General features: G+C 51.1%; 21 protein-coding genes and 1 tRNA gene. 12 read left to right on the forward strand and 10 right to left on the reverse strand.

The window, feature by feature from the left end:
• Positions 1-1220: 1220 nt before the first annotated feature.
• A tRNA-Pro gene (locus C7379_RS09470) sits at positions 1221-1294 on the reverse strand.
• 380 nt (positions 1295-1674) lie between these two features.
• Positions 1675-3012, reverse strand: coding sequence for an MATE family efflux transporter (locus C7379_RS09475; RefSeq protein WP_116617106.1), 1338 nt, complete (start codon positions 3010-3012; stop codon positions 1675-1677).
• A 292-nt stretch (positions 3013-3304) separates the two neighbouring features.
• Here C7379_RS09475 and C7379_RS09480 point away from each other — a divergent pair, with 292 nt between their 5' ends.
• The 3 genes from C7379_RS09480 (at position 3305) to C7379_RS09490 (ending at position 8060) form a co-directional block, all read left to right on the forward strand.
• Positions 3305-5269, forward strand: coding sequence for a glycogen debranching enzyme N-terminal domain-containing protein (locus C7379_RS09480; protein ID WP_116617107.1), 1965 nt, complete (start codon positions 3305-3307; stop codon positions 5267-5269).
• A 15-nt stretch (positions 5270-5284) separates the two neighbouring features.
• A complete protein-coding gene (locus C7379_RS09485) occupies positions 5285-6553 on the forward strand; it encodes a glycosyltransferase family 4 protein (RefSeq protein ID WP_116617108.1) in 1269 nt (422 codons plus the stop codon).
• A 103-nt stretch (positions 6554-6656) separates the two neighbouring features.
• Positions 6657-8060 (forward strand): glycoside hydrolase family 57 protein, encoded by a 1404-nt coding sequence (locus C7379_RS09490; RefSeq protein WP_116617109.1) that lies wholly within the window; start codon positions 6657-6659, stop codon positions 8058-8060.
• 89 nt (positions 8061-8149) lie between these two features.
• On the opposite strand, the gene C7379_RS09495 is transcribed toward C7379_RS09490, so the two are convergent.
• The 3 genes from C7379_RS09495 to C7379_RS09505 all read right to left on the reverse strand — a co-directional run bounded on the left by C7379_RS09495 (position 8150) and on the right by C7379_RS09505 (position 12096).
• Positions 8150-9271 (reverse strand): porin, encoded by a 1122-nt coding sequence (locus C7379_RS09495; protein WP_116617110.1) that lies wholly within the window; start codon positions 9269-9271, stop codon positions 8150-8152.
• 300 nt (positions 9272-9571) lie between these two features.
• Entirely contained in the window at positions 9572-9808 is a 237-nt protein-coding gene (locus C7379_RS09500) for a hypothetical protein (protein WP_116617111.1), read from the reverse strand.
• Between the two features lie 2 nt (positions 9809-9810).
• The gene (locus tag C7379_RS09505) at positions 9811-12096 is read right to left on the reverse strand and encodes a leucine-rich repeat domain-containing protein (RefSeq protein ID WP_116617112.1); all 2286 of its coding nucleotides are present in this window, start codon (positions 12094-12096) and stop codon (positions 9811-9813) included.
• 650 nt (positions 12097-12746) lie between these two features.
• On the opposite strand from C7379_RS09505, the gene rplS reads away from it, so the two are divergent.
• Positions 12747-13112: a 50S ribosomal protein L19 gene (gene rplS, locus C7379_RS09510; RefSeq protein ID WP_116617150.1), complete on the forward strand. Its 366-nt coding sequence runs from the start codon at positions 12747-12749 to the stop codon at positions 13110-13112.
• Between the two features lie 116 nt (positions 13113-13228).
• On the opposite strand, the gene C7379_RS09515 is transcribed toward rplS, so the two are convergent.
• Positions 13229-13531, reverse strand: coding sequence for a hypothetical protein (locus C7379_RS09515; protein WP_116617113.1), 303 nt, complete (start codon positions 13529-13531; stop codon positions 13229-13231).
• An 86-nt stretch (positions 13532-13617) separates the two neighbouring features.
• On the opposite strand from C7379_RS09515, the gene C7379_RS09520 reads away from it, so the two are divergent.
• From C7379_RS09520 to C7379_RS09530, 3 genes are all read left to right on the forward strand, one after another.
• Entirely contained in the window at positions 13618-13836 is a 219-nt protein-coding gene (locus C7379_RS09520) for a hypothetical protein (protein WP_116617114.1), read from the forward strand.
• Positions 13837-13849: 13 nt separating this feature from the next.
• Positions 13850-15031: a phosphoribosylaminoimidazolecarboxamide formyltransferase gene (locus tag C7379_RS09525; RefSeq protein WP_116617115.1), complete on the forward strand. Its 1182-nt coding sequence runs from the start codon at positions 13850-13852 to the stop codon at positions 15029-15031.
• Positions 15032-15109: 78 nt separating this feature from the next.
• On the forward strand, positions 15110-15310 hold the full coding sequence (locus tag C7379_RS09530) for a hypothetical protein (protein ID WP_116617116.1): 201 nt from the start codon (positions 15110-15112) through the stop codon (positions 15308-15310).
• A 48-nt stretch (positions 15311-15358) separates the two neighbouring features.
• Here C7379_RS09530 and pgeF read toward each other — a convergent pair whose 3' ends face one another.
• The 4 genes from pgeF to hpt all read right to left on the reverse strand — a co-directional run bounded on the left by pgeF (position 15359) and on the right by hpt (position 18714).
• Complete coding sequence (pgeF, locus tag C7379_RS09535; protein WP_116617117.1) at positions 15359-16144, reverse strand: peptidoglycan editing factor PgeF; 786 nt, start codon at positions 16142-16144, stop codon at positions 15359-15361.
• Entirely contained in the window at positions 16141-17343 is a 1203-nt protein-coding gene (gene obgE / locus C7379_RS09540) for a GTPase ObgE (RefSeq protein ID WP_116617118.1), read from the reverse strand. Before obgE ends, pgeF begins: the two co-directional genes overlap by 4 nt.
• Before the next feature lie 122 nt (positions 17344-17465).
• Complete coding sequence (locus C7379_RS09545) at positions 17466-18038, reverse strand: adenylate kinase (protein ID WP_116617119.1); 573 nt, start codon at positions 18036-18038, stop codon at positions 17466-17468.
• Positions 18039-18177: 139 nt separating this feature from the next.
• Entirely contained in the window at positions 18178-18714 is a 537-nt protein-coding gene (hpt, locus tag C7379_RS09550) for a hypoxanthine phosphoribosyltransferase (RefSeq protein ID WP_116617120.1), read from the reverse strand.
• A gap of 139 nt (positions 18715-18853) precedes the next feature.
• Between hpt and C7379_RS09555 the strand changes: the two genes are divergently transcribed.
• From C7379_RS09555 to C7379_RS09575, 5 genes are all read left to right on the forward strand, one after another.
• On the forward strand, positions 18854-20371 hold the full coding sequence (locus C7379_RS09555; RefSeq protein WP_116617121.1) for an NAD(P)H-hydrate dehydratase: 1518 nt from the start codon (positions 18854-18856) through the stop codon (positions 20369-20371).
• A gap of 56 nt (positions 20372-20427) precedes the next feature.
• Positions 20428-21498: a DUF4831 family protein gene (locus C7379_RS09560; protein ID WP_116617151.1), complete on the forward strand. Its 1071-nt coding sequence runs from the start codon at positions 20428-20430 to the stop codon at positions 21496-21498.
• A gap of 569 nt (positions 21499-22067) precedes the next feature.
• Positions 22068-22736 carry a LysE family translocator gene (locus C7379_RS09565; RefSeq protein WP_207773421.1) on the forward strand — a complete coding sequence of 223 codons (669 nt, stop codon included), beginning with the start codon at positions 22068-22070 and terminating at the stop codon, positions 22734-22736.
• A 321-nt stretch (positions 22737-23057) separates the two neighbouring features.
• A complete protein-coding gene (locus C7379_RS09570; RefSeq protein WP_116617123.1) occupies positions 23058-23612 on the forward strand; it encodes a DUF4924 family protein in 555 nt (184 codons plus the stop codon).
• An 87-nt stretch (positions 23613-23699) separates the two neighbouring features.
• Positions 23700-25286 (forward strand): peptide chain release factor 3, encoded by a 1587-nt coding sequence (locus C7379_RS09575; protein ID WP_116617124.1) that lies wholly within the window; start codon positions 23700-23702, stop codon positions 25284-25286.
• Positions 25287-25332 lie beyond the last annotated feature (46 nt).

The following is a 25332-nucleotide window of genomic DNA, read 5'->3' on the forward strand; positions in this document are numbered from 1 at the left end:
CTGATTTCAATAATGTCAAAGAACTCGATTGTCCCCTCTTTCCGGGGTTATTTGATTAATATTTAACTGGTCCCTATTTTAACGGGACACTAATGAACTATTATACAAAAGATGGGTCTAATATAATGTTATTTGATGATACAAGAAAAAGAGGCACTCTCTTAACGTTTTATTTTCGGAAAAATGGTGCGAGACAAATATAGAGAAAATTCAATCCATCTGTTAAGGTACAGCCTCGGCTCAGTAGAAAAAGTATGGCGTTTCATTTTGCTATTGAGATTAACCCACAATAAATGCCCGTATGTTTTTTGAGGAGACGCTCGCCATGTACTGTGTAGGTGGCGGCGAATGGGTGCGTGTGTACGTTTCAAGATAGCGACAGAATATTTACTCGTTTTCGGTTTATCTCCTTAAAAACCTGCTTGTCCCGAACGCGGTTTTTGAAAAATTAGAAATAGTCAATTATTTTAACAAATAACCCTCTCAAATTCGCTTATTTAAAAATAAGTTTGCCTTCGTCCGAAATACGCGAAATATGCGATAGTTTGTAAATGATTGACATTCAGCATCTTTTAAAAAACAGCCTTTATTCTCCTATTTTGTGGTCTGCGGTTGAGTATCAAATGGCATGATGATAAGGTTGTAATCGCAGCGTGATTGAGGCTCTTTCGCACTGCCAATAAGGCTTAATCATGCTATGAGAAAGCACCAATCGCGACAGGCTTATGATTTTTGGTAACGCCCAACTTGGTTTTGACAAAAAAAGATAGCCATTTTCGCTCTGGATGACTCGAAAATAATGATCAAAAAACAGTAATTATATTTTACAAGATGAAGAATAAGGAGTAAGGAGAGAAGAGTGGGGAGCGAAGAATGAATGAAGATGGCTGCACTGGACTCAAGAAGCGTCTGAGTGCGGTAGAAATTTGCGCGTGTGAGCTTTTACGCCTGCGTCATGCCTTCTTGTTTTTAATCCTGTTTGCGGTTATACATGGTTACCACAATCGTAGTGACCTACGGTATCTCCCCCAAAGTAAAAGCTTACTGAGCCTTTAGCTCCCCCATTAAATATCAGCTGAGCCGTAGTGTCTTCAGTGAGCGCCTGCGACGCGATGGTGAGCATGTATCGAGTTTAAAAGAAACTTGGTGGCATGCCTCGTCGTTATGACGGAAAAACAAAAGGCGCATGTCATAATTTGACATGCGCCGTAATAATGGAGTCGGGGCGACAGGATTCGAACCTGCGACCGCCTGGTCCCAAACCAGGAGCGCTACCGGACTGCGCTACACCCCGTGGCTAACTTTTGCGTCGCATCAACGGCAACAATTCGTTTAGCGTGTGCAAAGGTATGCCTTTTTTGTGATATGGCCAAATAATAGCTTATGTTTTTTTGTGTATGAGAAAATATTGGTCAATAAGGCAGGGTAAAAAAGGCGATTGCGATTTATGTATTTCAAAACGAGGGTGACTATGTGGCGTAAATATATAAAAATGGGAGCTTTTCTTACGAGGTTGTAATATAGCATATTGTGTTTGAGGAGAGGCTTTCTTGGTCAAAATGTTATCTTGACGTATTGCCATTGCTGCCTCATGACGTCAGCTTTAACGCCTCATCGCGTTGCGATTGGGTGGTAAACATAAAGCGTGTGGTGTGGCGATGGCAAACGATGAGGTTAGCGCCCTTGCCACAATCGTGCGAGGGTGCGCCTGAAAAAATAATAATAAAGACTGCCGGCGATGAGAAGACCGATGGGGAACGCGAACCATACGCCTACCAAACCACCGCCTAAGCCGATGCCAAACCAATAGCTCAGGGGGATGGACGTGACAAAATAGGCCACGAAAGCCACACCCATAAGAGGCTTGACGTTAGCCAGACCGCGCAGCGAGTTGGAGAATACACACTGCAATCCGTCGGGTATCTGATAGATAATGAGGGGCATGATGGCGCCCGCCACGATAGACACCACTTCTGGTGAGTCGGTGAAGAGCCAACCTATCTCATGGCGCAGCAGCCATACGGGTACCGAGACGAGTAGTGCCACCACGCAGCAAAGGTGAAAGCCGGCCCATGCTGTGGGTTTGACCTTGCTGTATTCGCCCTGCCCATGAAACAGGCTCACGCGAATGGCGACAGCCGCGGAGATGGCGTAATAGAACTGGAAGAACAGCTGGCTGATAGACAGCATGACCTGATGCCCTGCCAACGACCATGCGCCTATCCATCCCACGATAAGGCTGCACAGCGACCATGCGCCCGACTCCATGCCCATCTGCATGCCCAACGGCCATCCCATGCGGTGCAGTTCTCGTTGGTCAGAGCCAGTGAGGCGGCTCGACCAGAAAGCCTCGGCAATGGCACGGTAGCGGCGCGCGCTTAAAAACATCGTGGCGATGACAATGGCCATGATCATGCGTGAGCCCATAGTGGCAAGGCCCGCGCCAAGGATGCCAAGCTCCGGTAAACCCATCTTGCCATAGATGAGCGCGTAGTTGCCCACGATGTTGACCAAGTTGCCACCGAGAAGTATCCACATGGGCATGGTGGTGTGGGTCATGCCGTCGGCCGTCTGCTTGAAAACGTTGAACCAACAGACGAACGGCAGCGATATGAGGTTTACGATATAATAAGGTCGCATATAGGGCAACAGCTCCTCGGGTTGCCCCAATTTGTCGAGAAAAAAGTAGAGCACGGTGTATATGGCTACCAACAATGCGGCTACGAGGGTATTGGCCGCCAAGGCGTTTCGAGCGAGCGCGCCTATGCGCCCCATGTCCTCGCGGCCGTAGCTGCTACCCACCAATGGGGTGAGACCATAGGCGAAGCCCATGGCCACGAGTATGCCGAGCATGAACATCTGCCCCACGAAGGCGGCTGCGGCAAGCTCGGGAGTGGAGTGGTGACCTATCATGATGGTGTCGGCAAATGACAATACGATGGTGCCTACTTGACCGATGACAATAGGAAACCCCAACTGGATGATAGACTTGTAATATTCTTTGTAAACCATTTCTTGGTGTTAACGGGGTGCAAAGGTACGAAAAATCGTTTGAGATATGGTGGCTTTAGGTGTGTTTTTGCACTCGTGGATGGGTGCCGGCAAGTGGTGTAAGGGTCGTGCGGGGCGCATAAGTGCGTCAAAGCGGTAAAAAACGATGTAATTCAAAAAATATTTGTAAGAAAGTTTTGCACTGTATATTCTTTTTTATAACTTTGGCATAGATGCGAATCAAGGGGTTTTGGCCCGCTTGTTCCACCTGATGACTACCTACTATGATCATTAACAGCCTTAATTAACTGCTATGAGTTATCTAAAATTTGAGCGAGCCCAGATGGTAAACCTGCAAGAATCGCTGTCAAGGGAGGTGTTGCGCACCAACCGTTCGGGAGCGTATGCCTGCTCTACCATTGTGGATTGCAACACGAGAAAATATCATGGGTTGTTAGTTGTGCCCGTGCCCGAGCTTGATGATGAGAACCATGTATTGCTGTCGTCGCTCGATTGCACCGTGATGCAACACGGTGCGGCGTTCAATCTTGGCTTACACAAGTACCAAGGCAACAACTACAGCCCTAATGGGCACAAGTATATCATCGAGTTTGACTGTGACAAGGTGCCCACCACCGTGTATCGTGTGGGTGGCGTTATATTGAAAAAGGAGGTGGTGTTTCAGCACCACGAGGACCGGCTCTTGGTGAGATACACGCTCGTAGACGCGCACTCGGCCACTACCTTGCGCTTCAAGCCCTTCTTGGCTTTTCGCAGCATGCGGCAGTTTACGCACGAGAACACCGTGCTCAATCGTGACTATCAAGAGGTAGACAATGGCATCAAGACATGTCTCTACGCTGGTTATCCGGAGCTTTTCATGCAGTTCTCTCGCAAAGTGAGCTTCGTGTATGAGCCAGATTGGTATCGGGGCATTGAATATCCTAAGGAGCAGGAGCGCGGATATGCGTCTAACGAAGACCTGTACGTGCCTGGATATTTCGAGTTGAACGTGCGCAAGGGCGACAGCGTGGTGTTTGCCGCGTCCACCTCGAAGAGTAACACACGCGTGTTGCGATCGCTATTCGACAAAGAAGTGGATGACCGTTCGCCCCGCGATAATTTCTTCCACTGCTTGGTCAACGCCGCACACCAGTTCCATAACAAAGACAAGAGTGGCGACAACTACATCTTGGCTGGTTACCCATGGTTCAAAGCGCGGGCTCGCGACACCTTTATCGCCCTGCCCGGACTGACGCTTTCCATTGAAGAGGCCGACTATTTCGAGGCTGTGATGGCCACGGCAGAGAAGGGCTTGCGTGAGTTTATGCGTGGCCAGCCACTCACCGTAAAGCTCTATGAGATAGAACAGCCCGACGTGCCACTGTGGGCCGTGTGGTGTATGCAACAGTATGCCCGAGTCAAAGGCGTGGAGGCGTGCCGTGAGAAATATGGAAAGCTCATCATAGACATTATTAAATATATAGAAGGCCAAGGACATCCCAATCTGCTTTTGGATGATAACGGCCTGCTTAAGACCGATGGCGCCGACAGCCCAGTGACGTGGATGAACTCCGTGATAGATGGCCGGCCAGTGGTGCCGCGCACCGGCTATATAGTGGAGTTTAACGCATTATGGTATAATGCGCTGATGTTTGCCGCCAGCATCTTGGTTGGAGACGATGCCACGAAGGCCGACGAGACCGCCAAGCGTGAGGCCGCCCACTATGAGCAAATGGCTGATCGCTGCCAAAAAGCCTTTGTGGAGACATTCGTCAACGAGCATGGCTATCTCTTCGACTACGTGACCGAGGGCAAGACAGATTGGAGCGTGAGGCCCAACATGATTTTCGCGGCCGCGCTCGATTATTCGCCCCTGTCGCAAAGCCAGCGCAAGAGTGTCGTTGATATATGCACCCGGGAGTTGCTCACACCCAAAGGCCTGCGCACACTGTCGCCCAAGAGTGGGGGCTACAATCCCATGTACGTGGGTCCGCAGATACAGCGCGACCGGGCATACCATCAAGGCACGGCTTGGCCTTGGCTCGAAGGATTTTTCATAGAGGCTTGCTTGAAACTGTACAAAGGCTCTCGCCTAAGTTTTATAGAGCGCCAAATGGTGGGCTACGAGGATGAGATGTTCAATCATTGTATAGCCACGCTGCCTGAGCTTTTTGATGGTAACCCTCCTTTTTACGGGCGCGGGGCCATGTCGTTTGCCATGAATGTGGCCGAGATACTGCGTTCGTTGGAGCAGATGGAAAAATATAAATATTAACGGGAGGAAAGGCAAATGAAAGTATTGATGTTTGGATGGGAGTTTCCTCCCCATGTGTATGGTGGCTTGGCCACCGCCAACTATGGCATCACGGAAGGCTTGCACGCCCAAGGTGACGTGGATATCACGCTGTGCTTGCCCAAACCTTGGGGCGACGAAGACAGGTCGCACGCGCGCATCGTGCCCATGAACCACGTGCCCATAGCTTATCGTAACGTGGACTACGACTATGTGAAGAGTAGGGTGGAGCATGTGATGGACCCACAAGATTACTATCGTTACCGTGACCATATATATGCGGATTTCAACTATATGCACGTTGACGAGCTTGGATGCATGGATTTCGCTGGTGGCTACCCAGCCAACTTGCATGAGGAAATCAACAACTACTCGATCATTGCGGGCGTGGTGGCCCGGACGGAGGAGTTTGATATTATCCATGCGCACGACTGGCTCACGTTCCCGGCAGGCATCCACGCCAAGCAGGTGAGCGGTAAGCCATTGTGTATACATGTGCATGCTACCGACTATGACCGTAGTCGTGGACAGGTAAACCCAACGGTCTATTCCATAGAGAAAGATGGCATGGACCACGCTGACTGTATCATGTGCGTGAGCAATCTCACTCGAAACACGGTCATCAACCAGTATCACCAAGACCCGCGAAAGGTCTTCACCGTGCACAATGCGGTGTACCCATTAAGCGAGGAGTATGAGTCTATACCTCGGTCAGACTACAATAACAAGGAGAAGGTGGTGACATTTTTGGGCCGTATCACCATGCAGAAGGGTCCTGAGTATTTTGTCGAGGCGGCAAACATGGTGCTGCATCGCACGCGTCACATTCGTTTTTGCATGGCTGGGTCGGGCGACATGATGGAGCAAATGATCTATTTGGCGGCCGAGTGCGGCATCGCCGACCGCTTTCACTTTCCCGGTTTCATGCGCGGCAAACAGGTGTACGAGTGCCTCAAGGCATCAGACGTGTATGTCATGCCCTCGGTGAGCGAGCCCTTTGGCATCTCGCCGTTGGAGGCTATGCAGTGTGGCACGCCTGCCATCATATCCAAACAGAGCGGTTGCGCCGAGATATTGACCAACTGTATCAAGCTCGACTATTGGGACATCCACGCCATGGCCGATGCCATTTACAGCATTTGCCACAATGAGAGCCTATTCAACTATTTGCAACAAGAGGGCAAGCGAGAGGTGGCCGGCATCACATGGGAGAAAGTGGGAGCGTGGATCAGGCAGCTGTACATGCGCACGCTTGGTAATAGATAATCCATAATTCGCGAGGTTTATTTCTCAAAATATAAGAATGAGGGGAAAAACGCAATAGCAGAAGCAATAATACGAATATTTAACCATCAAATTGCATAGACCAATGAAGACAATTTGCTTATACTTCGAGATACATCAGATCATACATCTCAAGCGGTATCGATTCTTCGATATCGGCACAGACCATTATTATTACGACGATTACGAGAACGAGCGAAGCATTAATGACATTGTGGAGCGATCTTATATGCCGGCTCTCAACACGCTTGAGCAAATGATCAAGGAGAGCAATGGCTACTTCAAGGTGGCGTTCTCGCTATCGGGAGTGGGCATTGAGCAATTGGAGATGCACGCCCCACAAATTATCGAAAAGTTGCAAGCCATGAACCAAACTGGCTGCGTGGAATTTCTGGCCGAACCATATTCGCATGGTCTTTCGTCACTCATCGACAGTGAGTGTTTCACTAAAGACGTCAGGAAGCAATGTGACAAAATCAAGGAATATTTTGGCAAGACTCCGACAGTGCTGCGCAACTCTTCGCTTATCTATAGCGACGATATTGGCCTTATGGCTGCCAATATGGGCTTTAAAGGCATGCTCACCGAGGGTGCCAAGCATGTGTTGGGATGGAAGTCGGCTCACTATGTGTATCATTGCGCCTTGGCCCCGAAGCTCAAGTTGCTGCTACGCGACATCAAGCGCAGCGATGATATCAGCCTAAGGTTTAACAATGCCGAATGGGAAGGCTACCCCATGTTTGCCGACCAATACATAGACTCTATCGCCAAACTGCCCGAGGGTTCACAAGTGATAAACATATTCATGGAGCTGTCGGCGCTTGGCATTGCACAACCGTTATCGTCAAACATTCTCGATTTCATCCATGCGTTGCCTAAATTTGCCCAAGCCAAAGGGATAACATTCTCCACTCCATCAGAAATTTGCCGCAATGTCAAGAGTGTGGCCGCCCTTGACGTGCCCGACGCGCTGTCTTGGGTGGACGAGGAGCGTGACGTGAGCTGCTGGTTAGGAAATCCCATGCAGCGAGAGGCGTTTGAGAAACTCTACAGCGTGGCGGAGCGTGTGCGCATTGCCGACGATCCGCGCATAAACCAAGACTGGGACTATCTGCAGGCCAGCAATAACTTCAGGTTTATGACTACCAAACCGTCCAACGTGGGGTTAGACCGTGGTATCTATAGCAGCGCGTTTGATGCGTTCACCAATTATATGAATATCTTGGGCGATTTTATAACTCGCATAAACGACCGTTACTCCACCGACATCGACAACGAACAGCTCAATTCGCTGCTCACCACCATCAAAAACGAGGGCGAGGAGATTGCTATGAAGGACAAGGAGATAGCTCGTTTGCAAGCCAAGATAGAAAAAATGGAGGCTGCCGCCAAGCTAAGTAAAACAGCGGGTGTGGACAAAAAGAAGACCGCCACGACCGGTAGGCGAGGCAAGACCGCCAACTCCAAGAAAGCGACGACGTCCAAATAGAGTTAATAGATACTTTTTGAAATGCAATTGCTACAACAACAAAACCGCCGGCACACACGTGCCGGCGGTTTTGTTGTTGGAACATGTTGTTAGAACATGAAGTCCAACTGTACGTCTATCATGTCGTAATTGTGGTTGGCAAGTGAGCGGTCGTTCACCCTCGCGTACTCGGCGTTGAGCTGAACGTTTTTGTTAAATTTATAGTTGGCGCCCACTTCGTAGAGCGATTTGCTCGAGCCCCATGTGCCTTTGGAGCGGTACATGTCGTAGCGCGCCTTGGCATAGAGCTTGCTCTTGATTACTGGCGCTATGACAAGCGCGTATACACCATCGGCCTTGTTGCCGAGTGTCTCGTTCACGTCGCACTTGCTGAGGTCGGCGGGAGAGTTGTAGGTTGTCCTGAAGGCTTTGCCAGTGGAATGTACATACTCTGAGCGTAACGTCCAATCGTCAAATTTATACTCGCCCGATATGGCATAGCGGTGCTGTGGCAACTTGCGCACGCCACTGACATTGTTGCCTTGGTCGTTTTTCCATATGCCCTTTCTGCTGTACGAGCCTTCTGACCCGAACACGCCTATGCGCATGCCAGGCACAGGCATTACCCACACGCCACCGATAATATCTTTCTGCTCGTCCACGTCTTTGACGTTGATACCCTGTCCGTTGTACACGCCCACCTGATAGTGCAAGAGGTTGCGGCCTTTTGCGTTTTTCAAGAAGTCGCCTTGCAACTGCACGCCAATGTCTCGACCATTGCTCGAGTGCATACCCGAGCGATCGGTAAATCCCGCCAGTTTCATGATGATTTGAGCGTAGCTCATAAAGCCTTGGCCAATGGGGTTCATGGGGTTTTCAAAGGTGAATGGGCGTTTAAACTGTCCCACTTTCACTTTGAAAAAATCGTAACGCTGCCATTCGGCGAATGCGTCCACCACTTTGGGCGCTGTGGCCAATTTAGTGGTGTTGCCGTTAAACTGTAGTTGAATTTTCCAATACCAGTCTTTGGCGGCGCGTCCATCGAGGCTTAGTCGACCCAAACGTATGTTGAAAGAATTGGCTTTGGCACCCTCCTGCCCAGTATATTGGTATTGCGTCATGGCATACCCGGAGAGTTTTACGTTGTTGATCCATTTGGTTGGCTTGTTTTGTGCGGTTGCTGACATCACAGCCAATGATGCCAATAGCATTGTCATTATTCCCTTTTTCATTGAATATTAGGTTTATGTTTTATGAAGTCTGATACACTTTCAATATGATGTTAAGGCCGGTGATGTAGCGACTTGCGGGTGCAAAGGTAAACATTTTTTAGCGATTACATACTTAATCTCGTTTTTTTTGAGATTGAAATTCTATAGTGTCCTTAATATTTTTAATAAGGTAGGGAAATATTTGATGTCAACAAACGTTCATGGGGGCAAAACAAAGTGGGAGGGAAACCATTGGTTCCCTCCCACTTTATTTTATGTCATGAGTAGTTGCAGGACTATTCTCGGCACGCATGCCGAGGGTTACCACACGCTTCCCCAGTTGTTTTCATCGTTGGCATCCTCTTCGTCCCACGAGTCCAAGTCGTCACCCTGCCACTTCTTTCCATTGGCAACACCAGCATCATAACCGTCACGTGGTATTGACCAGGTTTCCATCATGCTAGCGTTCGTATCCATTTTAGTGATTTCGGTGCGTGGCGACAGGTAGGTGCGTCTGTCGTCAGCAGCGTTGCTTATCTTTTTATCTTTAGTGTTCATCTTTATTTCGTCTTTAATGTTTTCTTACCCTTCATGATATACATGCCCGATGGCAGACTGTCGAAGTCGGTGCCTACATAGCGGCCGTCCATAGTGTATATGCGCTGTGCACCTTGCTGTACATCGGTGTTTCCTGTCACATCACTGATGCCCGTCGTCTCTCCTTCCGAGAGCACCGTGAACTGCTTGGCACCTGGAGTCCCCGGAATGCGCAAAATAAAACCCCGGAATGGTGGCACAAATTCTTCTTTTTTAGTAGCATACTGCCTCCATACATCTTTTCCTGGGTAATTTACGTTCAGCACCCAAGGGCAAAAGTCTTTATTCGTCTCACCACCAATGTTACCATCTTTATACCAATAGATTGAGGTTCTTTCAGTGCTGCCATAGAAAGCGTAGCTTTGGTCTGATTCGGCTTTGACGAAGCATTGCGGCTTAAGAAGTTTAGATTTCGGAAGCTTTTCACCAGACGCAGCAATTACCACGGGATTGCCGACAGCCTCGAACTTCTCCGAACTATGAGTCTTACCATCGGTGATGCGCAGCAGGTAGGGTGTGTTCGCCTTAAGTATGTCTTTGTCTTTGTCGGGGATTGACTTGAACATATAAGTTTCAGTATTGCCTTTTTTATTCAAATAATCCAAATTGTATGCGCGTATACCCTTCGGCAGTTTCACAGCGTATGGCAGGAAGATAGTGAAACAGTTCTTGCCTTCGATAAAGTGAGAGAGGGAAGGCAAGTCGCGCTGATAAACCACTTCATAGGCTGTGATGGCATAAGGGAACTCGTAATCCGCACCGTCTACCAAAACCAATTTGGTACATGTGCCACCACTCTTGACAAAGTTCACATCCTGACCAGCCGCAATACTGATGTCCGACACATTGGGTAGGTAAACGAGCGTGTGGGTTGGCAGACCTGCTGTAATCGTGGTTGAGTTCGCTTCGCGTGACAAATTCTTCAGATTGTTCTTAACTACCGTGCTATTCACGTCGCGTAAGTCAAGATATTCCACATTAGTACATCCTTCGAGAAAGCCCGCACCTACCGTGCAGTTGTCACTGCCTTTCAATGTAAATCCTGTCAGCAGTTCATTTCCCTTAAAGGCTTCATTGCCTATTTCCTCAACATTGTCAAGAACAACAAAATCACCTGCCAGCTTACCATTTTCAAAAGCCCTTGCACCAATCTTCTTTACTACAGACAATTCGCTAAAACTAAGAATACCAGCATTTGCGAAAGCTCTTTCTTCTATGGTCGTCACCGAAAGGGGAATTTCGAACTTCTTTATGTTATTCTTGTCAAGATTTCCCCTAAATGCTTTGTCAAACATACCCGTCGGGATCGTTGTTATGCCATCTTGCAAGGTTACAGACTTAGATATAGACCCTGCAAAGGCTTCTACTCCCGACCGCTGATCAACACCAGGTAAGGTTTTATACAAATCTGTAATTTCAGTATCTGTACCTGCGGGTTTTACCCCGAGATTTGCCGATTTGGGAACTTCCATCAGAAATCCAGAGCCTTTGAAAGCCTGATAACCCAAGTACCTGATGTTCGGACATGACAAAGTCGCACCCGCAGTTGAACATTGCTCAAAAGCTTGAGGCCCTATAGCTGTTTGACCGGGTATTGTAATTGTTACGGTAGGATGTGTTTTAGCTTGTCTTCTAAATTTAGTGTTACGATAAGTATAATAATAACCCACAACGGTCCTATAAAAAGCTTGCCTTCCGATGGTTTTCAGTCCCTCAGGGAAGTTGATAGTACATGCGTAGGCTTGATAAAAGGCAGCCTCCTCAATGTGCTCAATGGTTGAAGGAAGAACAAAATCTAATCGAATTCGTTTTTCTTTATTGTTAACTTTGTCTTCAACATAAAAGCCTCTTTCATTGATGAATGCACAGGTACCAATGGCTACCACCTTCCAGTTCGTGCCATTGGCATCCTTAACTGTTTCAGGAATGGTTATTGTATTATTCAGTTTTCCGCTGTAGCCTTTGTAAGTACCATCAGCTTTATCATCACCACCTTTAGTACCATTATTTACATAATCTAAATTTCTGTCAAATTTCAGCTGTCTTGCTTTCGCCTTATCCAAATTTTCGTTTGCGTATGTCACTTTCACGGTATGCTTCGTGGCATCTACCACCTCATACCAGAGGGTTCCGACTTGGAACCTGTCGCCTACGTTCTGTGCGGTGATGGGCAGAGCCGTTATCATCAGCAGCACAAGCGCAAACCATGCGCTGCGGTGCTTTGTCTTGTTGTTGTAATTTTTACTCATAATTTTAAATAATTTTTGTATTGTTGTAATTTATATAGTTTGATTGCAGATGCACACTTTCTCGACACATGGTTTATGGTGTAAATCATGTGCTGAGATATATCCGTCTCATTGTAAAAATCGGATATGGAGTATAACCTTGTAAATAATTCTTAATAAACAGGGGGTGGTAACGTTTGTTAAGGCTATCACACCGCAACGCATGTCCATTTGTTGTAGCATGCGTGCTGATATTGATGCCTGTGTTGGGTATGTGTGATACATTATTTTATGATAATCATAAACAAGTACAAATATACAGGAAAATAATGGCAAGTAAAAAGAGTTCTCTTTTTTTTATACTATTTTAACTAATATACGTGGCGCTGCGGATTCCATAAGCAAATGCAAAGTTATGCTTTTTTTTTATAATCGTATCTCTTCTCTTGGCTTTTATTGTCAGTTCACGGGGCATCATGATAAAATGGCGTGTCATGACACACGGAAAAATTGACTGATTGTTAAAAATAGCAGAATTTATGCGTATATCAAACTATAATTCAATAAAAAGCTGTACCTTTGCACCGCTTTTCGGCCTAACCGCTGGTTGAGGGAAGGGTTCTCATGCCATGTTGGGTTGGAACGACAAACAATTTTAAATGTTCAAAACAATGGATTTAATTAAAGTTGCTGAGGAAGCATTTGCGACCGGCAAACAGTATCCCGAGTTCAAAGCGGGCGACACGGTGACCGTGGGTTACAAAATCATCGAGGGTACCAAGCAGCGCATCCAGCTCTATCGTGGCGTTGTAATCAGGATTAGCGGTCACGGCGAGAAGAAGCGTTTCACCGTTCGCAAGATGTCGGGCACGGTAGGTGTGGAGCGTATTTTCCCCATCGAGTCGCCGGCCATAGATAGCATCGAGGTGAACAAGCGTGGCAAGGTGCGTCGCGCCAAGCTGTACTATCTGCGTAAACGCACAGGCAAGGCAGCGCGCATCAAGGAGAGAATTAGTTCTGCTCCCGCTAAAAACTAAATGATGTTACGGCGCTCACAGCGTCTTTTCAAGCCATAAAAAGCTCAATCTCCACACAGGGATTGAGCTTTTTTTGAGGGTGCCAGGCCTTCATGTGAGCCTTTTTCTTGACGCGCTCACCGCTTCTCCCTGTCGTCCTCGTAGTTGATGGAGGCGTCGGTGTCGCCGTGAATGGCGTCGCGAAGATCTCGCCAATCTTGAAAACCGGCAAGCAATGCCAATCTGTCCAAAGTGTCGTTGGAGAGCTTGCGCTTGCCCATCAAGACATCTCGCAACTTTCTCAGTGACGCTGCGTTCAAGTTGATATGGTGCTTGGAAAGAACCGCGGCCACATGGTCAAAATCGATGGCCAGGCGGTGCGGTTCACGTTTCATTTTCTTTCCGACCTCCACCATAAGAGGTCTCAAATCTCGTTTCATTTTTACACTAACGTATTCGCTATGTTTTCTCGCCGCAAAGTTAGTGCTTTTTCAGATGCGTTAACGCTTTTTCGTGTTAAAAATATGTGAAGAATAAATTTTTTCCAATAATAATTGCGCTCAAGTGTCGTGTGCGTGCGCAACTAAACGACAAGACTATTTATGGCAGGGTAGCGGCAATCGTGGCTTGGGGCAGAGAGGATGTTGTGCACATGGGCATGTCGAGGTGCAGCCAAATGATAAAAAATGAGGGTGGATGGGGCTTGTTCTGCAATCTTTTAGCTACCTTTGCGATAGAATTTTAAAATATTATCAAGAATGAGAGAATATGCGCTAAAGTACGGATGCAACCCTAACCAGAAACCAGCTCGCGTCTACATGGAGCAGGGAGAGTTGCCCATCGAGGTGATAAATGGTCGCGCCGGGTATATCAATTTGCTCGATGCGCTCAACGGTTGGCAATTGGTCAGAGAGCTGAAAGCCGCCACAGGCCTGCCCGCAGCGACCAGTTTCAAGCATGTGTCGCCCGCTGGCGCAGCCGTTGGGTTGCCCCTAAGCGACACGTTGAGAAGGATTTATTTTGTCGACGACATTGATTTTGAGCTTACCCCATTGGCCACCGCCTATGCCCGCGCACGTGGTGCGGATCGCATGTGCTCGTATGGCGACTTCTGTGCGCTGAGTGACACTTGCGACAAGGAGACCGCGCTGCTCATCAAGCGCGAGGTGAGCGACGGCGTCATCGCGCCCGGCTTCACCCCCGAGGCGTTGGAGGTGCTCAAGGCAAAGCGAGGAGGCAGCTACTGTGTCATCAAGATTGACCCTAACTATACGCCCCAACCTGTGGAGCGCAAGCAGGTGTTTGGTGTGACGTTCGAGCAGGCACGTAACGAGGTGAACCTCTGCGACGAGGCGCTTTTCGACCATGTGCCCACGAAGAACAAGACGTTCACGCCCGAGGCCACGCGCGATTTGAGGATAGCACTCATCACGCTCAAGTACACGCAGAGCAACAGCGTGTGCTATGTCAAGGATGGGCAGGCCATCGGCATCGGCGCCGGGCAGCAGAGCCGTGTGCACTGCACGCGACTGGCCGGGAACAAGGCCGACGAGTGGTGGATGCGCCAGAGCGACAAGGTGCTGTCCCTGCCGTTCAAGGAGCACATGCGCCGCGCCGACCGCGACAATGTCATCAACGTGTATCTTTCCGATGAGTACGACGACGTGCTGCGTGACGGGGCGTGGCAACAGTTCTTCACCGAGCGCCCAGAGCCGTTCACGCGCGAGGAGCGCAAGGCTTGGATAGCCCAAAACACCAAGGTGGCACTTGGCTCAGACGCGTTCTTCCCATTTGGCGACAACATTGAGCGAGCCCACAAGAGCGGCGTGGAGTACATAGCGCAGGCGGGTGGCAGCATTCGCGATGACAATGTCATCGAGACTTGTGATAAATATGGCATAGCCATGGCCTTTACTGGCGTGCGCCTGTTCCATCATTAAAAAGACCGGTGGGCGGCCCGGACTTCTCAGACAAGGATGGGCCGCCTGACTTTTGATATTACACCAAGAACAACCACTATGGACGATTTTGACAAGATACTTGAGGAGGGCATCAACTTCAAGCCAGCCCCCAAGAACCGCCCTGACACGGACAAGGTGAAGACCAAGGCCAAGAAAAAGAAATACGTCACTGGCGCGCATGGTTCCGGCTCGGCCAAGCAAAAGGCCAAGTACAGAGAGCAACGTGCCAACCGCAAGTCACAAAGGAGAAACAAATAGCGTGGCTGGCTTTATATTTTGAATTTTGATTTTTGGATTGATGCCTTTCTATCTTAGTATCAATCCATTGTATATCCTGCCTGAGGCGATGCCCAATCGGCGCGCCGAGAACCAGTCGGCCTCGGCCTCGTAGGTGCAGATGCCGCTCATAGTAACATTGTCCGTGGGCACGCCCCAGCTTTCCATTTGCAGCTTGTTGCACAAGGGCAAGTCGATATGCCATTTGCCATATCGCTTGGCTATGCGCCCCATGTCGTGGCCCACCAACCTGAAGGCGTCGTAAACCTCCTGTCCAACCTCAAAGTTTCTCACCGATATGCCCGGCCCCACCACGGCCCTCACGTCTTGCGGACGAGTGCCATAGCGCGTGGCCATACGCTCCAGCGTGGCTGTCACGATACGGTCGACGGTACCTCGCCATCCAGCGTGCGCCGCCGCCACCACGTGATGGGTCTCGTCATAGATCAATACAGGGATGCAATCGGCCGTGGACACGCCCACGCATACGCTTTGGCAGTGGGTCATCACGGCGTCTACGCCCTCAAGTGCCAAGGCTCGCCGCTCGGCCGGCAAGGCCAAAAAATCGTTGTCCACCACCAGTGTCTCCACTCCGTGCGTTTGGTGGGGCACTATCAGTTGGGTTGGTGGCAGGTCCAACTTCTTGACCAGCAACTCGCGGTTGCGAGCCACGTGCCCCTCGTCGTCGCCACAATAAGCGTTGATGTTCAGTTCGCCATAGGCGCCATGGCTCACGCCACCGTGGCGGGTCGTGGAGAAAGCCGTCACCCCCGGGGCAATGTCATAATAGAGAAGTTGAGGCGAGGGCGTGTTCATTCGGGCTCCACTATTTCGTAATCGTCAAGCTCGTCGATGTCGTCCATCTCGTCGTCGTCCAAGTCTATGATATCCTCCTCGTCCACTGTGACGATTTCGTCCACGCCCTCGGCGTGCTGCTCGGATTGGAACAATTGCCAATCCTTGTCACGATGCACGATGGCATCTTCGCCGATGGCGTCTTGCAACTTGTTGCTCTCGCTGTTGAGAGCCTTCCATAACACGTCTTTCAGTTCGTCCAGCCCATAGCCTGTCACCGATGATATGAACACCACGGGCACGTTGTCGGGTAGTGTCTCGCGCAGCATGCCTATCAGTTCGTCGTCCAAAAGGTCGCTTTTTGTCACCGCCAGCACGCGGTGTTTGTCTAACAATTCGGGGTTGAACCTCTCTATCTCGTTGAGCAATATGTCGTAGTCGCGCTTGATGTCGTGTCGCGAGTCCTCACTGTCGCCGGGTACCATGAATAGCAACAGCGAGTTGCGCTCGATATGGCGCAGGAAGCGTAGCCCCAGTCCTCGTCCTTCGCTGGCTCCCTCGATGATGCCCGGAATGTCAGCCATGACAAACGATTGGTGGTCTCGGTAGCTCACGATGCCGATGGAAGGCTCAAGCGTGGTGAACGGATAGTTGGCTATTTTGGGGCGTGCGTTGGACAGGGCGGAGAGCAGTGTAGACTTGCCTGCGTTGGGAAAGCCCACCAACCCCACGTCCGCGAGGAGCTTCAACTCAAGTATGACGGTCATCTCTTGCATCGGCTCTCCGGGCTGCGCGTAGCGTGGCGCTTGGTTGGTGGCGGTGCGAAATTGGTAGTTTCCCAATCCACCGCGGCCACCTTTGAGCAGCACGATCTCTTGCTTGTCGCGCGATATGTCGCACACATACTTGCCGTTCTCGGCGTTGTACACCACCGTGCCGCATGGCACGTCTATGTACACGTCCTTGCCGTCGGTGCCGTGACATTTGTCCCTGCCTCCGTTACCGCCATGCTCGGCAAAGATATGGCGCTGGTATTTCAGGTGCAACAGCGTCCAATAGTTATGGTTGCCTCGCAGGATGATGCTGCCCCCCCGGCCTCCATCGCCACCGTCGGGCCCGCCGTTGGGCTGGTATTTCACGTGGCGCAGGTGCATGGAGCCCTTGCCCCCCTTGCCAGAGCGGCACACTATCTTGACATAATCCACGAAGTTGCTGTCCATAACCGTTGTTTCTTAAAGCGTGATATGATATTCGTATGTGTGGGCGCGCCCTCCATTCGTGCCCAAAGGGCATGGTCGCTTGGGGCGATGGCGTCGCCGCGCCCCGAGCGTCCGCATGGCCATTATAGGCTGTCTATCACCTCGGCTATATCGCCAAAGATGGTGTCCAGCTCGCCCAATCCGTTGATGTGATGGTGAATGCCCTCGCCTTTATACCATTCGATGAGTGGCGATGTCTGGTTGTGATACACGTTGAGACGCTTCTTGATGGTCTCCTCGTTGTCGTCGCTGCGCCCGCTCTGCTGTCCGCGGAGCAACAATCGCTTCATCAACTCGTCTTCGGGCACGTCCAATTCTATCATCGCCGCCACCTTGTGTCCGCGCTCTGCGAGCATCTTCTTCAGGGCTTCGGCTTGTGGAATGGTACGGGGGAAGCCGTCGAAAATAACGCCCTTGTGGTCTTTGCCAAAACCATCGTACACGCTGGCGAGAATGTCTACCATCAACTCGTCTGGGATGAGCTGTCCCTTGTCGATATAGGCCTTGGCCGTTTTGCCCAGCTCGCTACCTTTCTTGATTTCACCGCGCAGCACGTCGCCGGTGGAGATGTGGCCCAAGCCATACTTGGCAATGATTTTGTCGCTCTGCGTGCCCTTGCCTGAGCCGGGCGCGCCAAAAATTACAATATTCTTCATTATCCTATAAAATGATAGTTAAAATCGTGTTGTCGCATGTGCGTTAGCATGCTTGCGCGCGCTTGGCGCACCTTATGCTTGCCATTTCGCGCGCCTATTGGGCACGTGGGGCGAGCCCTCGCCCCTTGCCCCGAAGACGTTATTCGTCCACGACATAGATGTCGCGCAGGTTGCGTCCTTGCTGGTCGTAGTCGAGACCGTAGCCCACAATGAAATCGTTGGGAATTTCCATGGCCACATATTCTATGTTGAGTGGCACCTCCAAATTTTTGGGTTTGAGCAGTAGCGTGCAGATATGCAACGACTCTGGCCCACGTGTGCCCAGCGATTCGAGCATGCGTTTCATGGTGCGTCCAGTGTCCACGATGTCCTCGACGATAACCACCGTGCGCCCTTGCAGGTCCTCGTTCACGCCAAAAATTTCTTTTACCTCGCCCGTTGAGGCCGTGCCCTGATAAGAGGCAAGCTTCACAAACGATATCTCGCAGGGGATATTGATGAAGCGCATGAGATCGGCGGCGAAGACAAACGAGCCGTTGAGCACGGCCAAGAACAGCGGGTTCTTGTCGGCCAAATCATGGTTTATCTTTTCGGCCACGTCTTTTACGCGTCTCAAAATATCATCTTCGGGGATAAAAGTGCGAAAAGATTTATCCCTGATTTGTACTATACTCATGGTGTCATGATTTGATTGGTGCAAAATTACTAAAAAGAAGCGACAAAGGGTGGGCTGGAGCGAGGATTTTTATTTTATTTCTAAAAATACGGTGCCATTGGCTATCCAATCGCAATCTTTTTTTTATCTTTGCACTGTTATGAAGATATTTTCCGCCGCTCAGATACGTGAGCTTGACAAATATACCATAGAGCACGAGCCCATCAAGTCTATAGACCTTATGGAGCGGGCCGCCAAGGCCATCACGCGCGCCATCATGGACGAGTGGACCGACCACTCGCCGGTGGTGGTCTTCGCTGGTCCGGGCAACAATGGGGGTGACGGTTTGGCCGTGGCTCGCCTGTTGGCCGAGAATGGCTACACCGTGAGTGCCTACCTGTTCAACGTTCACAACAAGCTCTCCGAAGATTGTGCCGCCAACCGCCAACGGCTGATAGACTGCAAGCGGCTGTCGGCTTTTAATGAGATCTCGCTCAATTTCGACCCACCCGAGCTGTCGGCCGAGACGCTTGTGATAGACGCTCTCTTCGGCTCCGGCATCAACAAGCCGCTCATGGGAGGCTTTGCCTCTTTAGTGAAATATATCAACCAGAGCGCCTGCAAGGTGGTGAGCGTGGACATGCCGTCAGGGTTGATGTGCGAGGACAATAGCTACAACATCCGCGCCAACATTGTCAGGGCTGATCTCACGCTCTCGTTGCAACAGATGAAGCTGTCTATGTTTTTTGCCGACTGCCAGCAATACATTGGCCGGCTGCGCGTGCTCGACATCAGGCTTAGTCCCGACTATATTCGCGATACCGAGGTGTCGCACCGTGTGCTTGAGGAGAGCGAGATACGCTCCATGCTCCTGCCCCGCTCCGACTTCGCCCACAAGGGCGACATGGGGCACGCGCTCATCATAGCCGGGAGCCATGGCATGGCCGGCGCCGCTATCCTCGCCACTCGCGCCTGCATGCGATCGGGCGTGGGAAAGGTCACGGCGCACACGCCCAAGCGCAACTGCGCCATCATGCAGGTGGCCGTGCCCGAGGCCGTGGTGCAGCTTGATCGCGACGAGACCTATTTCTCCGAGGGTGTCAACACCGACGATTTCGACGCGATGGCCATAGGGCCGGGCATAGGCACCAACGAGAACACGGGCATCGCCCTCATCGGTCAGGTAAACCGTGCGCAGTGCCCCGTGGTGCTCGACGCGGACGCTTTGAACATCTTGGCCAACCATCAGGCGTGGCTGCAACAGTTGCCCAAGGGTATTATCATGACCCCACACCCCAAAGAGTTGGACCGATTGACAGGCACCGTGAGCAACAGCGACGGTGAGCGGCTCGTGCAAGCGCAGCGATTGGCCGAACGATTGGAGGCCTGTATCTTGCTGAAAGGCCATTACTCGGCTCTGTGCTTGCCCAACGGCCACGTACTGTTCAATGGCACTGGTAACAGCGGCATGGCCACCGCTGGTAGTGGCGACGTGCTCACGGGCATTATCACCGCCCTGCTCGCGCGAGGTTATAACCGTGTCAACGCCTGCGCCGTGGGCATGTATCTGCATGGCCTTGCTGGCGACTTGGCGGCCAAAGACGTGGGCAAGGAGAGCCTCGTGGCCACCGATATCATAACATACCTGCCCAAGGCTTTCATGCAATTGGAAGAGTGACACGTCATGGGCAATCTGCCTGCGACTGCCAGCTATCCCCCAAAAGAAAAAAGATTATGAGACATTTTCATTTCCCCAAACCGCTCGTTGCATGCTGCGCCATCGCTTGCGCGGCCGTGTTGCAATGCCTGCCCTGCTCCGCACAGACCGTGGAGGGCACCACTTATTATCTGCCCCAAGCCTTGGCTCGCTTCACGGTAAAAGTGGAAAAGACCGTATATCAGCCCGGCAAGCTCGCCGTGTACGCCCGCCAGTATTTCAAGGTAGACGCACCGCAGCAGTCAGCCACCACCTACAGGCTCATCGGGCTTGACATGACGCAGGTGGCTGTGCCCGACACCGCCAAGCGTTTCACGCTCACGATAGATCGCAAGCACAGCGTTCGCAAAGTGAGCCGAGACCGCGTAGGCGTGCTGTTGGCCATCAATGCCGACGTTCGCCCCGACGACGTCTCGCCCCAAACGTTTACCCCGGCACCTCGCCCGGCGCCCCTGAACCCCACCGACTACATGTCGGAGGATATTCTCAACGCGGGTAGTATGGCCAAGATGGCGGAGCTGACGGCGCGCGAGATATACGACATCCGAGACAGCAGGAACGCCCTGAACCGTGGCGAGGCAGACTTCATGCCCAAGGATGGCGCGCAGCTCAAGACCATGCTCGCCAATCTCGACACGCAGGAGCGTGCTTTGACACAGCTTTTCGAGGGCACTACCACGCGCGACACCGCATGGGTGAGCGTGGACTATCTGCCTCGCACGGAGGGGCGCGAGGTGCTCTTCCGTCTGTCGCGCTGGCTCGGTTTGGTGGATAATGACGACTTGGCGGGCGAGCCTTACTACGTGGACGTGCGAGACAACCATACCGCGAGCGTGGCCACACCTGCCGATGACGAAAAGAAAAAAGACAAAAACGACATAGGGTTGCGTGTGTCAGTGCCTTCTAAAATAACCCTTACGGTGGGCACCGCGGGCGAGACCGTGGACCGTTTCGAGTTGATGGCCCCACAGTTTGGTGTGGTGGAGAAGCTCAGTGGCGCGCTTTTCGGCAAGAAACAATCATCGCGTCTACTGCTCGACCCGCTTACGGGAGCTATCCGCTCCATAGATGCCATAGAGGTTAAATGACATCCAGACAGCGCGCGCGAGCTCCAAGGTGAGCCTGTGGCGCACATGGGTGCATGGGCTGCGTTGGCAGGTGAGCATGTTTGGGCGTGCCTTTGCCCGAGCCATCCTATGTTTGAAAAAAAATGACAAAACCTTGCTCATCTTTCGCTTATTTGCAAATGTAAGACACCTCGCTCGCAAATACGCGAAAAATGGGATGTTTTCGCAAGTGATTGACAGATAGATTTTTATGAATTTCTCAGCATGTTTTTGATGCCAATGAATTTTGAGTGGCGCCCCATTGGTATCTATTGGCCGAGCGATTAAGCACCAATCGCGTGCCCTTTAGGTGTTAATGGCTTGCCCTTTAAGCCGTATACGCGTTGCCAATAGGCCTTAATCGTCTCTCGCGCCGAGCAAACACCGCGCCTCAAAACATAGAGAGTGGGTTAGAATTGACCTTTTTTTGTTGTGGAACGACATGTTGGGGAGCCTCGTTTTTCACGACTTTTTTTAAACATCGTATCATATTTTTATACCTGTTTATGGCGTTAAAGCCATAGAAAATTGCTAACTTTGCAAAAATTATCATGCCGTTTCCTATACACATAGATATTTTGGCGCTAATCCTGAAGGGACTTCTCATTGGGATCATAGCCTCCGCACCAATGGGGCCGGTGGGTATATTGTGCATACAGCGCACGTTGAAAAAAGGCCGTTGGTACGGCTTTGTCACTGGCGTGGGCGCCTCTATCAGTGATATCATTTACGCCTTGATAACTGGTTTTGGCATGAGTTTCGTCATGGATCTCATCACCAATCCCACCAACAAGTTTTGGTTGCAAATCATTGGCAGCGTGGTGCTCCTGATGTTTGGCGTGTATTGCTGGCGCAGCAATCCCACCGCCAACATACGGCAGAGCAACAAGAACGGCACAGGGACGCTCGTGCACAACACCGTTACGGCGTTTCTGGTAACGTTCTCCAATCCGCTCATTATCTTCCTGTTTATGGCGTCGTTTGCCCAGTTTGCCTTTGTGGTACCCCATAGGCCGTTGGAGATGACGTTCGGATATCTCAGTATCGTGGGCGGCGCGTTGTTATGGTGGTACGGCCTGACGTGGCTCATAGACAAACTGCGCGAGAAGTTTGATATCGCCATCATTGTCATCATCAACAAACTCATAGGGTCGGCCGTCATTGTCTTCTCGTTGGTCGTATTGATCGGGACGGTTTTCAATCTCTACACGTTTCAGTGACCGACAAATGGGTAAAGGAGGCGTGGCAGGCTTGATTTGTCTCGCATGACGATCGGCCGGTTTCTCTTTAACCCTTCGAAACCACATACAACGCCGCGCCTACTAAAAAAAATAATTGAAAATTATAAATCGCGATTTGCCAAACATTCATACCATAGATTGCCCCGATTAAACTCATGACAAAAAATGCTCCATGCCACCTATCTTGAATGTTGACGGTTTGATGAGCATGCGAATAATTTTGCGTCGCTCAACACGCAGTAGCCCCATTATCCGTATGGCCAATCGCAAATTTTGAATTTTGAATTTTGAATATAAAAAATGTTTCTTTCCCAACAACTACGTAAAACATCCATCGCCGAGTATCTCTTGTATATGTGGCAAATGGAAGACTTGATACGCGCTTACGGCTGCTCGCTCTCCCGAATACGCAGAGAGTATATCGCGCAGTTCGACTATACCGACGAGCAGAAAGACGAGGAGGCCGACTGGTTCGGCAATCTCATACGCATGATGAACGAGGAGGGCTGCCGCGAGCGGGGCCATCTGCAAATAAACAAAATATTGGTGCAAGACCTGACCGACTTTCACAACCGGTTGTTAGCCTCGTCCAAATTCCCTTTTTACAATGCCGAATATTACAAGGTGCTGCCCTTTATCGTGGAGTTGCGGCAAAAAGGCGGCAAGGAGGCTGGCGAGGTGGAGACCTGCCTGAACGCCCTCTACGGCATCATGATGCTGCGATTGCAAAACAAGGAAATATCGCCAGACACAGACCACGCCGTGAAAGAGATAACCACCTTTGTGGGTATGCTTAGCGACTATTACGTGAAAGACCGCGACGAGGGCCTCGACTTTGGCGACGACAGCGTCTGACACTCGCGCGCGTAGGCGCCTGTGGGCATGGGCCCGAGGTCGCCGCGTGGAAGTCAGCAACCACCATTATCGACATAATAACACACAATGAACGAAATACAACGCAGGCGAACATTCGCCATCATCTCACACCCCGACGCCGGCAAGACCACCCTCACCGAGAAATTTCTGCTCTTTGGTGGGCAGATACAAGTGGCCGGAGCCGTGAAAAGCAACAAGATACGCAAAACCGCCACATCAGACTGGATGGACATAGAGAAGCAACGCGGCATCTCGGTGTCTACCTCGGTCATGGAGTTCGACTACCTGCCAGATGGGCGCGATGGCAAGCCATACAAGGTGAACATACTCGACACCCCCGGACACCAAGACTTCGCGGAGGACACTTACCGCACACTCACCGCCGTCGACTCGGCCATCATCGTGGTCGACTCGGCCAAAGGTGTGGAGGCGCAGACGCGAAAGCTCATGGAGGTGTGTCGCATGCGCCGCACGCCCGTTATCGTTTTTGTCAACAAGATGGACCGCGAGGGGCGCGACCCATTTGACGTGCTGGACGAGTTGGAGCATGAATTGCAGATACACGTGCGACCCCTGTCATGGCCTATCGGGCAAGGACTCAAGTTCAAGGGCGTGTACAACATCTACGAGCGACAGCTCAACCTCTTTACCCCCAACAAGCAACGTGTCACCGAGAAAGTGGCCGTCGACATTGGCTCCGCGGCCTTGGACGAGCGTGTGGGCGAGCAGGAGGCCGCCCGCTTACGCGATGACCTTGAGCTGGTGAGCGGTGTGTACCCTGAGCTGGACGTGAACGACTATCTCGCAGGCACCACCGCGCCGGTGTTCTTTGGTTCGGCGCTCAACAATTTTGGCGTGCAGGAGCTGCTTGACTGCTTCGTGGAGATTGCGCCAAGCCCACGGCCCACCAAGGCAGAGGAGCGCATGGTGAGACCGGAGGAGCCCAAATTTACGGGTTTTGTGTTTAAGATCACCGCCAACATAGACCCTAACCACCGTAGTTGCATAGCCTTTTGCAAGGTGTGCTCGGGCAAGTTTGAGCGCAACCAGCCCTACCGCCACATACGTTTGGACAAGACGGTGCGCTTCTCGTCGCCCACACAGTTTATGGCGCAGCGCAAAAGCACCGTCGACGAGGCTTATCCCGGGGACATCATCGGCCTGCCAGACAACGGCATCTTCAAGATAGGCGATACCCTCACCGAGGGAGAGGACCTGCATTTCCGTGGGCTTCCGTCGTTCTCGCCGGAGCTATTCAAATATATTGAGAATGACGACCCGATGAAATCGAAACAGTTTTTCAAGGGCTTGGAACAGCTCATGAACGAGGGTGTGGCCCAACTGTTCGTTAACGAGTTTAACGGTCGCCGCATCGTGGGCACCGTGGGCCAATTGCAGTTCGAGGTGATACAGTACCGGCTGGAGCACGAGTACAACGCCAAGTGCCGCTGGGAGCCGGTGCATCTGTACAAGGCGTGCTGGATAGAGGCCGACGACCAAGCGGAGATGGAGAATTTCAAGAAGCGCAAATACCAATACATGGCCAAGGACATGGAAGGACGCGACGTTTTCTTGGCCGACTCCTCGTACATGCTGAGCATGGCGCGGCAAGACTTCAAGGGCCTTCGCTTCCATTTCAGCAGTGAGTTTTAGCCTGGCTTGACGCCCCACCGATGAAAAAAACAAGTGTAAAAATGTT

The organism is Hallella colorans (assembly GCF_003096815.1).
GTDB lineage: Bacteria > Bacteroidota > Bacteroidia > Bacteroidales > Bacteroidaceae > Prevotella > Prevotella colorans.